13 protein-coding genes are annotated in these 12,722 nt (G+C 61.9%); 10 read left to right on the top strand and 3 right to left on the bottom strand.

Annotated features, from left to right (window positions below):
• Window positions 1-48: 48 nt before the first annotated feature.
• The 10 genes from GFJ39_RS06400 to GFJ39_RS06355 all read left to right on the top strand — a co-directional run bounded on the left by GFJ39_RS06400 (window position 49) and on the right by GFJ39_RS06355 (window position 9,677).
• Window positions 49-645 (top strand): anthranilate synthase component II, encoded by a 597-nt coding sequence (locus GFJ39_RS06400; RefSeq protein WP_153430553.1) that lies wholly within the window; start codon window positions 49-51, stop codon window positions 643-645.
• Window positions 642-1,733 (top strand): anthranilate phosphoribosyltransferase, encoded by a 1,092-nt coding sequence (gene trpD / locus GFJ39_RS06395; RefSeq protein ID WP_153430552.1) that lies wholly within the window; start codon window positions 642-644, stop codon window positions 1,731-1,733. Before GFJ39_RS06400 ends, trpD begins: the two co-directional genes overlap by 4 nt.
• Entirely contained in the window at window positions 1,730-2,656 is a 927-nt protein-coding gene (trpC, locus tag GFJ39_RS06390; protein WP_011253791.1) for an indole-3-glycerol phosphate synthase TrpC, read from the top strand. The genes trpD and trpC overlap by 4 nt, the downstream gene beginning before the upstream one ends.
• A gap of 153 nt (window positions 2,657-2,809) precedes the next feature.
• Entirely contained in the window at window positions 2,810-3,814 is a 1,005-nt protein-coding gene (gene pdhA, locus GFJ39_RS06385) for a pyruvate dehydrogenase (acetyl-transferring) E1 component subunit alpha (RefSeq protein ID WP_153430551.1), read from the top strand.
• A gap of 3 nt (window positions 3,815-3,817) precedes the next feature.
• Complete coding sequence (locus tag GFJ39_RS06380) at window positions 3,818-5,185, top strand: pyruvate dehydrogenase complex E1 component subunit beta (protein ID WP_153430550.1); 1,368 nt, start codon at window positions 3,818-3,820, stop codon at window positions 5,183-5,185.
• Between the two features lie 5 nt (window positions 5,186-5,190).
• A complete protein-coding gene (locus GFJ39_RS06375; protein ID WP_153430549.1) occupies window positions 5,191-6,420 on the top strand; it encodes a pyruvate dehydrogenase complex dihydrolipoamide acetyltransferase in 1,230 nt (409 codons plus the stop codon).
• 3 nt (window positions 6,421-6,423) lie between these two features.
• Window positions 6,424-7,830, top strand: a complete 1,407-nt coding sequence (gene lpdA / locus GFJ39_RS06370; RefSeq protein WP_153430548.1) for a dihydrolipoyl dehydrogenase — start codon at window positions 6,424-6,426, stop codon at window positions 7,828-7,830.
• A gap of 5 nt (window positions 7,831-7,835) precedes the next feature.
• A complete protein-coding gene (gene lipA / locus GFJ39_RS06365) occupies window positions 7,836-8,804 on the top strand; it encodes a lipoyl synthase (protein WP_153430547.1) in 969 nt (322 codons plus the stop codon).
• Window positions 8,804-9,283 (top strand): type II toxin-antitoxin system RatA family toxin, encoded by a 480-nt coding sequence (locus GFJ39_RS06360; RefSeq protein WP_153430546.1) that lies wholly within the window; start codon window positions 8,804-8,806, stop codon window positions 9,281-9,283. Before lipA ends, GFJ39_RS06360 begins: the two co-directional genes overlap by 1 nt.
• 85 nt (window positions 9,284-9,368) lie before the next feature.
• Window positions 9,369-9,677 (top strand): hypothetical protein, encoded by a 309-nt coding sequence (locus GFJ39_RS06355; RefSeq protein WP_153430545.1) that lies wholly within the window; start codon window positions 9,369-9,371, stop codon window positions 9,675-9,677.
• A gap of 78 nt (window positions 9,678-9,755) precedes the next feature.
• Here the strand turns inward: GFJ39_RS06355 and GFJ39_RS06350 are convergent, their stop codons facing one another.
• Genes GFJ39_RS06350 through GFJ39_RS06340 form a run of 3 tightly spaced genes read right to left on the bottom strand, consistent with a single transcriptional unit; the run spans window position 9,756 to window position 12,694 of the window.
• A complete protein-coding gene (locus GFJ39_RS06350; RefSeq protein ID WP_153430544.1) occupies window positions 9,756-10,241 on the bottom strand; it encodes a CinA family protein in 486 nt (161 codons plus the stop codon).
• Window positions 10,231-12,108 (bottom strand): lytic transglycosylase domain-containing protein, encoded by a 1,878-nt coding sequence (locus GFJ39_RS06345; RefSeq protein ID WP_153430543.1) that lies wholly within the window; start codon window positions 12,106-12,108, stop codon window positions 10,231-10,233. Before GFJ39_RS06345 ends, GFJ39_RS06350 begins: the two co-directional genes overlap by 11 nt.
• On the bottom strand, window positions 12,092-12,694 hold the full coding sequence (locus GFJ39_RS06340) for a YjbE family putative metal transport protein (RefSeq protein ID WP_024716901.1): 603 nt from the start codon (window positions 12,692-12,694) through the stop codon (window positions 12,092-12,094). The genes GFJ39_RS06345 and GFJ39_RS06340 overlap by 17 nt, the downstream gene beginning before the upstream one ends.
• Between the last annotated feature and the right edge of the window lie 28 nt (window positions 12,695-12,722).

Below are 12,722 nucleotides of genomic sequence, written 5' to 3'. Positions count from 1 at the left end.
AAGCACGATGTATTTGACGAAAACAGACACGGGGGTCATTCTGTTGCCATGATCCTTCTCATCGACAATTACGACAGCTTCACATTCAACATCGTCCACCATCTGGGTGCGCTTGGGGTTGAATGTGACGTGCGGCGCAATGATGCGCTGAGTGTCGACGAGGCCCTGGCGCTCAATCCGTCCGCGATCGTGATCTCGCCAGGCCCTTGCGCCCCGACCGAGGCCGGGATCTGCTGTGATCTGATCCGCGCTGCCGCAGGGAAGGTGCCGGTATTTGGTGTATGCCTTGGCCATCAGGCGATCGGGCAGGTCTTCGGGGCCGAAGTCGTGCGCGCGCCCGTGCCGATGCATGGCAAGATCAGCGCGGTACATCATGACGGAACGGGCGTCTTTGCCGGCCTGCCGGAGCCGGTGGATGTGGTGCGCTATCACAGCCTGACCCTTGCACCCGACAGCATCCCCGAAACGCTTGTGGTCAATGCCCGGACGGAAGATGGCGTCATCATGGGCGTGCGTCACCGCGACTATCCCGTGCATGGCGTCCAGTTCCATCCCGAAAGCATCGCATCTGTTGCAGGACGCGAATTGCTGGCCAATTTCCTGAAAATTGCCGGTATTCCGCTCCTCACCACACAGGCCGCATGACTGTGAGCGCGGATTTCACGTCTCTTCTGCACAAGGCGGCCCTGGGACGGCAACTCGACAGCCATGAGGCGGAAACGGCTTTCCACGCCATCATGGCCGGCGAGGTTGAGCCCGTTCAGCTTGCCGCTTTCCTGACCGCGTTGAAACTGCGTGGCGAAACCTTTGCCGAACTGACCGGAGCCGTTCAGGCGGTCCGTCATCACATGACGGTTCTGCCGGATGTGCCAGCCGGGGCAATTGATGTGTGCGGAACAGGCGGCGATGGCCTGAAGACACTGAATGTCTCCACGGCCGTAGCCTTCGTGCTGGCGGGACTTGGCGTTCCCGTGGCCAAGCATGGCAACCGCGCACTCTCCTCTGCCACGGGTGCCACGGATGTTCTCGAAGTTCTGGGCATTCCGCCGACCGATGATCTGGAGCTTCAGGGCCGTCGGCTGCGCGAAGACGGGCTGGTCTTTCTGGCAGCCCCCCAGCATCATCCTGCGATGCGGCATGCGGCTCCCGTCCGCAAGGCACTGGGCTTCCGCACGCTGTTCAATCTGCTCGGGCCGCTGTGCAACCCCGCTCGGGTCCGCCATCAGCTGATCGGCGTGTTTGACGGGAACTGGTGCGAGCCGGTGGCGCGGGCGCTTGGCGCACTGGGCAGTCTGTCGGTCTGGGTCGTCCATGGTTCGACCGAAGAGGGGGGAAGCGACGAGCTTACGCTTGCTGGCCCCTCCCAGGTTTCGGCCTGGCAGGACGACACCCTTTTTGCATTCGGGATCGAACCGGACATGGCCGGACTGGCTGCCGCACCGATTTCAGCCATCCGGGGCGGGGATGCGCAGACCAATGCGGCCGCATTGCTTGCCCTGCTGGATGGCGCGGGTGGCGCCTACCGGGATACGGTTCTTCTCAACGCCGCCGCGGCCCTGCATGTGGCAGGGCGCGGCGATATCGTGAAGGCCGGAGCAATTGACGTTCCGGCTTTCCGTCGCAATGTAGGAATGGCGGCAGACTCCATTGACCGGGGTCTTGCCCGTGCCGCGCTCGAGGCTGCGCGCATGTCAGCTCATTCCATTGCCCCCAAAGACGCAGGACGATCATGACATTCATGTACCATCGACCGGCGATGACATATTCGCCTGAGGGAACGGAACAGTTCCCGGATCCGGAAATTCCGGAAACGACGACCCCGCCCATCAAGGACCCCGAAGCGGAAACCGCTGCCGACCGCAGTGATGTTCTGGCCCGGATCTGCGCCCGAACCCGCGTGGATATTGAGCAGCGTTCGCAGATCATGTCCCTCAAGGAGATCACGGCACGCGCACGTGAAGTCACGGTGCCGACACGGGGCTTTGGCCAGGCGCTCCAGCATCTCACGGCAGACCGTCAGGTCGGGCTGATCGCCGAAATCAAGAAGGCGTCTCCGTCTGCCGGTATCCTGCGTCCGGACTACAATCCGGTTGAGATCGCGCAGGAATACCAGGCTGCCGGCGCCACCTGTCTTTCGGTTCTGACGGAAGGCTCGTGCTTTCATGGCAGCACGGACGATATCCGGGCCGTGCGTGAGGCATGCAGCCTGCCGATCCTGCGCAAGGACTTCATTCTGGACCCCTGGCAGGTTCATGAGAGCCGCCTGATCGGGGCGGACTGCATCCTGCTGATCATGGCGATCCTGACGGAAACCCAGGCTGCCGAGCTGATCGCGATTGCGCGCGGACTGGACATGGATGTCCTGCTGGAAGTCCATGACGAGGCGGAACTGAACCGGGCGCTGGCACTGGATACGTTCCTGATCGGGATCAACAACCGTAACCTGCGGACACTCAAGACCGACATCCAGACGACGATCGACCTTGCGCCGCTGGTGCCGCCGGATCGTCTGGTCGTCTCCGAAAGCGGCATCCGGACGCAGGACGACATGATGAAGGTCGGGGCGGTCGGAGCAAGCGCGGTTCTGGTGGGCGAGAGCCTGCTACGTGAGCCCGATCCCGGCGTGGCCGCGCGCCGTCTGCTCGGTTTCGTATGATCCCAGACCGCCTTTCAGGGCGGTCTGATCCGTTTTTCCACGCCACATCCAGCAGGTCGGGGCTTTCGCGAAGCCGGGGGCATGGTCTGGCTTTTGGCGGGTTCTATCGCTAAGAGCATGCAGGATTTTGTGCATTTCCATCAGGAGACCGTCATGGACGAGACACCGTCCGCTTCAGGCCGGAGCAACGGTCCGGCCCTTTCGCCGGAGACCATGAAGCGCGCTTACAGGGACATGCTTCTTGTGCGACGCTTCGAGGAAAAGGCCGGGCAGCTTTACGGCATGGGTCTGATCGGCGGCTTCTGCCATCTGTATATCGGACAAGAAGCCATTGTGGTCGGGATCGGCCTCAATATGAAGCAGGGCGACAAGTCCATCACCTCCTATCGCGACCACGGGCAGATGCTCGTCGCAGGCATGACGCCACGCGGTGTCATGGCGGAACTGACGGGCCGCTCCGGCGGATATTCGCACGGCAAGGGCGGTTCCATGCACATGTTCTCCCGCGAAAAGGAGTTCTATGGCGGCCATGGTATCGTCGGGGCGCAGGTCGCGCTCGGCACGGGCCTGGCGTTTGCCAACAGGTATCGTGGCTCGGATGAGGTCTCGATCGTGTATTTCGGCGAGGGCGCATCGGCACAGGGGCAGGTCTATGAGAGCTTCAATCTCGCCGCCCTGCACAAGCTGCCCTGCATCTATGTGATCGAGAACAACCGCTATGGCATGGGCACGTCCATCGAGCGCGCCTCGGCCTCCAAGGATCTGTCCCGCAATGGCGAGCCCTGGGGCATTGCCAGCCGCAAGGTGGACGGCATGGACATTTTTGCCGTGCATGAAGCCGCGAAGGAAGCCATGGAATACTGCCGTTCGGGCAAGGGGCCGTTCCTGCTTGAGATGGAAACCTATCGCTATCGCGGGCACTCCATGTCCGATCCGGCGAAATATCGCCAGCGCGCGGAAGTCGAGGAAATGCGCCGCACGCGCGATCCGATCGAGACACTGAAGGCCGAAATGCTGCGCAGCGGCATCGAGGAGAGTGTCTTCAAGGACATCGAGACGGATGTGAAGGCCATCGTGGCGGACGCGACCGAATTTGCGCAGACAAGCCCGGAGCCGGACGTGTCCGAACTCTGGACCGATATTCTGGTGGAGGCCTGATCCATGGCATCTCTGATTCTGATGCCGGCTCTCTCGCCGACCATGACCGAAGGTACGTTGGCCCGCTGGGTCAAGAAAGCCGGTGACACCGTTGCGGCCGGTGACGTGATTGCCGAGATCGAAACCGACAAGGCGACGATGGAAGTCGAAGCCGTGGACGAAGGTGTGATCGGCAAGACGCTGGTGGACGAGGGCACGCAGAACATCGCGGTCAACACGCCGATCGCCGTGCTTCTGGCGGAAGGCGAGGACGCTTCGGCTGCGGACACCGTGACCCGTTCTGCCGATCCGGCTGCTGGCGCTTCTGTCGCGATCGAAACACCGGCTGACCCGGGGATCGTGGAAGCGCCGGAAGTGGCGCAGGCCGAGAATGACCGGGACTGGGGCGAAACCAGCGAAATCACCGTCCGTCAGGCCCTGCGTGACGCCATGGCGGCCGAGCTTCGTCGTGATGAGGACGTGTTCCTGATCGGTGAGGAAGTGGCGCAGTATCAGGGTGCCTACAAGGTCAGTCAGGGTCTGCTGGATGAGTTCGGCGAGAAGCGTGTGATCGACACCCCGATCACCGAACATGGCTTCACGGGCATGGCTGTCGGCGCGGCGCTGACAGGACTGAAGCCGATCGTTGAGTTCATGACCATGAACTTTTCACTGCAAGCTATTGATCATATTATTAATTCTGCCGCCAAAACACTGTATATGTCCGGTGGTCAGATGGGCTGCCCCATCGTGTTTCGGGGTCCGAACGGCGCGGCGGCCCGTGTGGGCGCTCAGCATTCGCAGTGTTTTGCGAGCTGGTATGCACATATTCCGGGCCTGAAAGTCGTCGCACCCTGGTCAGCCGCGGATGCGAAGGGGCTGCTGCGAGCCGCCATTCGCGATCCGAACCCGGTCATCGTGCTGGAAAACGAGATCCTGTACGGCCAGAAATTCCCGTGCCCGGTGGATGAGGATTTCATCCTGCCGATCGGTCGCGCGAAGATCGAGCGGGAAGGGACGGATGTGACGCTGGTGGCGTTCTCCATCATGGTCGGCGTGGCGCTGGAAGCCGCGGCAATCCTGGCGGATGAAGGCATCTCGGCCGAAGTCATCAACCTGCGCTCGATCCGTCCGCTGGATACCGAGACGATCGTACGCAGCGTAAAGAAGACGAACCGGATCGTCTCCGTCGAGGAAGGCTGGCCGGTGGCGGGTATTGGTGCGGAAATATGCACCGTGGCCGTCGAGCAGGCCTTTGACTGGCTCGATGCTCCGCCGGCGCGTGTCTGCGGGCTCGACCTGCCGATGCCCTATGCGGCCAATCTCGAAAAACTGGCGCTTCCGAAACCTGAATGGGTTGTGGATGCGGTTCGCAAGCAGCTGCGGGACTGACAACAATGGCTACCGATATTCTGATGCCGGCGCTGTCGCCGACCATGACCGAAGGCAAACTGGCCCGCTGGCTCAAAGCCGAAGGCGATACCGTCTCCGCTGGCGACGTGATTGCCGAGATTGAGACCGACAAGGCGACCATGGAAGTAGAAGCCGTGGACGAGGGCATCCTTGGTCGTATCCTGATCCAGGAAGGCATCGAGGGCATTCCGGTCAACACGCCGATCGCGATTCTTGTGGAAGAGGGTGAGGCTGTGCCGGAAGCCTCTTCCACGCAGACGCCAGCGGCCCCGAAAGCCGAGGCCGCTCCGGCTGTATCGACGGGAACAGCGCCTGCAAAAGTTGCGGCAGAAGAGAAGGGCGAACGGATTTTCGTCTCTCCGCTGGCCCGCCGCATGGCGCGTGAGCGGGGCATTGCCCTCGATGCGCTGACGGGAAGTGGCCCGAACGGCCGTATTCTCAAGCGCGATGTGGAAAAGGGTGTGACGGCTCCGAAGACTGCGCCGAAAGCGGCTCCGTCAGCGGCACCTCTTGTCGCTTCGGAAGAGACTGTCCGTCGTGTTCCGAACTCCACGATGCGCAAAGTCATTGCGCGGCGTCTGACGGAATCCAAGACCCAGGTTCCGCATTTCTATGTCTCGGTCGATATCGAGCTGGATGCGCTGCTGGAACTGCGCTCGAAGCTGAACGCCACGGCGCAGGAAAGCAGCTTCAAGATTTCCGTCAACGACATGATGATCAAGGCCGTTGCACTGGCGCTGAAGAAGGTGCCAGGTGTGAACGTCCAGTTCACGGATGCCGAGACGCTGCATTTCGACAATGTGGACATCTCGATGGCCGTGTCGGTGCCGGACGGCCTGATCACGCCGATCATCCGCAACGCCGATCGCAAGTCCCTGCGGCAGATCAGCGTGGAAGCCAAGGATCTGGCCAAGCGCGCCCGTGCCGGAAAGCTCAAGCCCGAGGAGTTTCAGGGCGGGACATTCTCCATTTCCAATATGGGCATGTTCGGCGTGCGTGAGTTCGCGGCGATCATCAATCCGCCGCAGGCTGGTATCCTGGCGATTGCGTCCGGTGAAAAGCGGGCCGTGGTGCGTGGATCGGAAATTGCTGTTGCAACCGTGATGACGGCGACGCTTTCGGTCGATCATCGCGCCGTCGATGGCGCTCTTGGTGCCGAATGGCTTAATGCACTGCGCGATATTGTGCAGAACCCTTATACTCTGGTGGTCTGAACCATGTCCGATACGTTCGATCTGATTGTTGTTGGCGGCGGCCCCGGCGGCTATGTGGCTGCCCTGCGGGCCAGCCAGCTCGGCATGAGCGTGGCGCTCGTGGAAAGCACACATTTCGGCGGAGTGTGTCTCAACTGGGGCTGCATTCCGACCAAGGCGCTCCTGCGTTCTTCGGAAATCCACCATCTGCTTCACGAACTGGGGACGTTCGGTCTTTCCGCCGACAACATCTCCTTTGATCTGTCCAAGATCGTTGGACGGTCACGCGGCATCGCACGCCGGATGGGTGGAGGCATTGCGCATCTGCTGAAGAAGGCCAAGGTCACGACGTTTGACGGACGTGCAAAGCTGGCCGGTCGTTCGGGCGAGGCGCATCAGGTCGCCATCACCAGGGATGGCGCTGCGGTTGCGACCATCAAGGCGCCGCATGTCATTCTTGCAACGGGCGCGCGCGGCCGTCAGCTTCCGGGTCTTGAGACAGACGGCACCCTGATCTGGGGGGCACGCGAGGCCATGACGCCGAAGGAACTGCCAAAGCGGCTCCTCGTCATCGGTTCGGGCGCTATTGGCATCGAGTTCGCATCGTTCTACCGGAACATGGGTAGCGAGGTCACGATTGCCGAAGTCGCGGACCGGATCCTGATCGCCGAAGATCCGGAAATCAGCGCCGCTGCCCGCAAAGCTTTCGAGAAGCAGGGGATGAAGATCATCACCAGCGCGAAAGTCGGGCCGCTGAACAAGGGTGAGAACGAAGTCTCCACGACGATCGAGAGCCCGACCGGCAAGGTCGATCTGACGGTGGATCGCGTGATCTGCGCGGTCGGTATCGTCGGCAATGTCGAGGACCTGGGGCTTGAGGGCACCAAGGTCCAGGTCGAGCGGACCCATATCGTGACTGACGGCTTCTGCCGCACCGGCGAGCCGGGGATCTATGCGATCGGTGACGTCGCGGGGGCTCCATGGCTGGCCCACAAGGCAAGCCATGAGGGGATCCTGTGCGTCGAGAAGATCGCAGGCCGTTCGCCGCAGCCGCTCCATCCCCTGAATATTCCGGGCTGTACCTATTCGCGTCCGCAGATCGCCTCTGTCGGGCTTAGCGAAGAGAAAGCCGTTGCTGCCGGCCACAAGGTCAAGGTCGGGCGCTTCCCGTTCATTGCCAACGGCAAGGCCGTCGCGATGGGTGAGACGGACGGCATGGTCAAGACCGTGTTCGATGCCACGAGCGGCGAGCTTCTTGGCGCCCACATGATCGGCGCGGAAGTCACGGAAATGATCCAGGGCTATGTCATCACGCGCACGGGCGAACTGACGGAAGCGGAGCTGGTCGAGACGGTCTTCCCGCATCCGACCATTTCCGAAACCATGCATGAGGCAACTCTGGCGGCCTTCGACGGCCCGCTGCATATCTGAGCACCATGTCCCAGCGCATCACCATCGATCATCGTTCGGCGCCTGCTCTCCGTCATCCGGAGAAGGCTCACCGGCCTGACAACCCGATCCAGCGCAAGCCGTCCTGGATCCGGGTCAAGGCGCCCAACCACCCCGTCTATCACGAAACCCGTGCGCTCATGCGGGATGCTGGGCTGGTAACGGTCTGTGAGGAAGCGGCATGTCCCAATATCGGGGAATGCTGGTCGCAGCGTCATGCCACGATGATGATCATGGGCGAGATCTGCACCCGGGCCTGCGCATTCTGCAATGTCACGACCGGACTGCCGAAGCATCTCGATGAGGACGAGCCACGGCGGGTCGGGGAAGCGGTGGCGAAGCTCGGGCTCAAGCATGTCGTCATCACTTCGGTGGACCGTGACGATCTGGAAGACGGAGGGGCGACGCATTTCGCGCGGGTCATCCATGCGATCCGCGAGACATCTCCGCAGACCACGATCGAGATTCTGACGCCTGATTTCCTGCGCAAGGATGGCGCGCTGGAGATCGTGGTGGCGGCTCGGCCAGACGTTTTCAATCACAATATCGAGACCGTCCCCCGCCTTTATCCCACTATCAGACCGGGTGCGCGTTACTATCAGTCCGTTCGTCTTCTGGATGGAGTAAAGAAACTCGATCCTTCCATTTTTACCAAGTCCGGCCTGATGCTTGGGCTTGGCGAGGAGCGGATGGAAGTCGCTCAGGTGATGGATGATTTCCGGATCGCGGACGTCGATTTCCTGACGCTTGGACAGTATCTCCAGCCGTCCGCGAAACATGCGGCGGTGGAAAAGTTTGTTACCCCCGACGAGTTTGACGGCTATGCTGCTGCTGCCCGTTCAAAAGGATTTCTTCAGGTCAGTGCCAGTCCGCTGACCCGGTCCTCCTACCATGCGGACAGTGATTTCGCGAAGCTTCAGGCTGCGCGGCACAGCCGTCTGAAAGAAAGTCTCTGATGCCGACACATGCCGAGCAACGGTTGATCGCCTACACGCCGGACCAGCTTTTCGATCTTGTGGCAGATGTGGAGAAGTATCCGCAGTTTCTTCCCTGGTGTGTGAAGGCAAGCATCCGGACCCAGACGGAACAGGAACTTGTGGCGGATCTGACGATCGGGTTCGGCCCGTTCCGTGAGACCTTCACCAGCCGTGTGACGCTGGAGCGGCCTTCGCGTATCCGGGTGCGCTACGAAAAGGGGCCTTTCCGTTACCTGAACAATGTCTGGACATTCACGCCGGATTCGCGAGGTTGCCTGGTCGATTTCTTCGTGGATTTCGAGTTCCGTTCCCGGCTTCTGCAGAACGCGATGGGTGTCGTGTTCAATGAGGGCGTGCGTCTGATGGTCTCCGCCTTCATCAAGCGGGCACGGGACATTTACGGCGCTCAGGCGACGAAAGCGGTCCCGCCGACACCGGGCCTTTCCCAAAGGACATAAAATTTCGTAGTATTTCCAGAACCATTCGGGGCATGGGCCGTTACAGGTCTCAAGCACCGAATGGTGACACGAAAAGGATTACGTAATGAAAAAGATTTCCTTTGGCGCATTTGCCCTGACCGCTCTGGTCGCTGCGGCTTCGCCCGCAATGGCCGAGCATCACCATCATCACGGCAAGCACCACGACAAGACTGCGCAGACGCAGAAGGCTGACAGCGAGTCCGCCGCGGATGCCCTGAACGCCCGTTCCCTGCAGCAGGCTCAAACACCGGTTGCACCGACGGCCCCGACCGCTGCAGTCCCGCCGGCAGCTCCGACCGCCGTTCCGACGGCTCCGAGCCTTCAGGCTCCGGCAGCAGCCTCCACGCTTCCGGCCCCGACGCAGGGTAACTGAGGCTCCGGGCGGACCTCAGGTCCGCTCCGCTTTCAAGCAAAGGCGGCTTCCGTTCATTCGGGAGCCGCTTTTTTCATGTCAGGCACTCAGAACCATCTGCAGGGCATGGTGTACGGACTGGGCACGGATGGCAGCGCGATCCCCCATGAAATGACATTGCACGCTTGTGGTTGATCCCTTTCGGACGGCGCGCCCGAAGCAGACAGTTCCGACCGGCTTGAATGTGCTGCCACCGCCTGGTCCGGCGATCCCTGTCACGGAGATGGCAATGTCCGCATCCCTGGCATTGAGAAGACCACCATTGGCCATCGCCTCGGCTGTCTGGATGCTAACGGCGCCGTATTGAGCCAGAATGGCTTCGGGAACACCGACAGCGCTCACTTTCAGGGCGTTGGAATACGTAACAAAGCCGCCTTCCAGCACGTCTGACGATCCGGGAATATCACTGAGCGCGGCCGCAATCAGACCGCCCGTACAGCTTTCCACTGTGACCAGTCTCTGGCCGGTCTTGCCGAGATGCTCAAGCACCTGTTCGGCCAGCGTGCGAAGTTCGTTATCCGGCATGGGTGTTCCTGACACGGTAGATCATCATGCTGGCCTCGATGTTTTCGATATAGAGGCGTGTCTCGCGATAGGGCAGGCGTTCGATCCAATCCAGCACGCCGTTTTCGGAAAGCGGTTCGGAAGGGGGATCTGCCTTCAGCCAGAGATCAACCCGGTGCGGGCCGGCATTATAGGCCGCCAGAGCATAGGGAATCACATTCCCGAAACGCTCCAGAAGCTGTGAGACATAGGCGTTGCCGATCCGAAGATTTGTCTGGGGATCGGTCAGGGCGGCGGGTGAGACATTAACGGGGCCCAGATGCCCCTTACGCACCACGTCCTTTGCCGCAGCGGGAAGAAGCTGCAACAGGCCGACCGCATGAGCGCCACTGATGGCGTCGGGGTCGAAGCCGCTCTCCTGCCGGATGATGGCGGGTAGTAGCCCGTCGGGGACAGTCGAGGCTGACGGATAGGGATCGGGGAAGCCCTGCGGATAAAGAGCAATCCCCTTACGCGCCAGGGCATAGGACGCGAAGACTTCCGGTGCGGCCAGGCCAAGCCGGGACGCGGCGTCCGCGACGGCTTTCTGCCCCTCGGGCGAAGGATTGACCACGCCCAGCATCATGAGGAACTCCCGTGCATGATCGTGATCACCCGCCTGCACGAGATCCGTTGCGGCTTCGAGCAGGTCCGTACGGCTGAGGGTTCCGGCAGTCGGGGCGGGAAGGGTCTGGAGCGCCTGCAGCAGGGCGCCGTCAAAAGCCTCTGACGATTTTCCGGAGACCAGAATACTTTCGTCCCGGGTCAGGGCCGCGAGCGCGAGCTGACCCGGAAAAGTCGTGGGATACGACGCGGCCTTGCGGAAGGCGGCTTCGGCATCCTGCTGCCGGTCTGCGACCTGAAGGGCACGGCCTGTCCAGTAATAGCCACGGGCCTGCATCTGGAGCGAAGTGGCGTTCTGAAGTGGCCTGAAGAATTTTTCCGCGCGGGCAGGGGCCTGAAGCTCCCTCAGCGCGATGATCCCGCTCAGCAGCTCGGCTTCCTGACGGTCCGTCGTGTCGAGCGCCATGGTCGTGTCGTCTGCGATATCGGCGGCTTCTTTCGGACGGCCAGCCAGCAGCAGGGCGCGGGCAAGACTGATGCGCTCGGACGACCAGTCATGCGAAGGGCTGGCCTGCTGGAGCGCGACGCCCTGCGCGTTCCACAGCGAGAGCGCTTCGTCCAGCCTGTCCCCACGGCGCAGCGCTCTGAGGCGATAGCGGATCAGGGTAGGATCGGATTGCAGGTCAGCAGGGAGCGATGCGAACAGGGAATCGGCGTCAGGCGAGGCCAGACGTTCGGCCAGCCGGGCACGAGCCAGGGGTTGTTGGTCCGGAGCAAGACGCTCGATCTGGCGAGACGCGGCGGAGAACTGGCCCCGCAGTTCCAGGGCTTCGTAACGGGCCCACTGATCGGCGGCTGTGAAGCTCTGGCCGAAACTTTGGAATAGCGTCTGTTCTTCACCGACGGTCAGGGCATTGCCTGACAGCCAGAGGCGACGGGCCGTTGAGGCCGCGTCGGGAAGATGAGGAGCGCAGGCCTCGAACGCCGCCGGGAGTGTGAGGGGATAGCGCGGGCAAAGAGCGTTCAGGATCTGCGGATCGGTGGTCTGGGACAGGGCGTTCTGATAACGCCAGAGGATCCGGACCCGCTGCGGCCACTGGGGCGTCTGTGCCAGGAAATCAGCGTAGCGCTGTGCCGGAAAAGCGGTTCCGCCCGGTCCGACGAGAATAAGCCATTCCGCCAGCCGCTCCCGAACGGGAGGAGACGGTGGCGCGGCGAGGGCCGATGACGCGGCGCAAAGCGCCATAAGCCCTGTAAGGAGTGTTCGGCTATTTCGGAAGAACATGCGTCCAGACCTCTCCGCCACCCCGGATGACGAGTTCGATTGCGACACCCAGCACCACCAGCAGACCGATCCAGGCGATCCAGCGGTAACGGGCCAGAAGATTGGCGACGACCGATGCAGCAAGCCCCATCAGCAGGACCGAGAGCACAAGCCCCGACACAAGAATCCACGGATGCCCGACAGCAGCGCCAGCCACCGCCAGAACATTATCGAGACTCATGGACAGATCGGCCACCACGATCCTCAGGACGGCCGGGCCGAGGCGCGGTGGGGCAGCTTCGACGTCCTCGTGATGTTCGCCGCCACGAAGCTCACGATACATCTTCCAGCAGACCCACAGAAGCAGAAAACCCCCCGCCAGCGTCAGGCCAACCACGGCAAGGAGCGTTGTCGCCAGCAGGGCCAGGCCGACACGCAGGATGGCCGCAAAACCCGTTCCGAACAGGATAGCCAGACGGCGCTGCCGCCCTTCGAGATTGCGGACGGCCATCCCGATCACGACGGCATTGTCGCCGGCGAGGGTGATGTCGATCAGGGTGATCTGGCCGAGGGCGATCAGGGCATGAAGCAGAGAGTCAGGGGCCAAGGTGTCATTCTTCCGAAAAGGGGTCCGT

This window comes from Gluconobacter aidae (genome assembly GCF_009547075.1).
GTDB lineage: Bacteria > Pseudomonadota > Alphaproteobacteria > Acetobacterales > Acetobacteraceae > Gluconobacter > Gluconobacter aidae.
The sequence above is the reverse complement of the archived record's forward strand: the minus strand, read 5'-3'. Positions and strand labels throughout refer to the sequence as shown.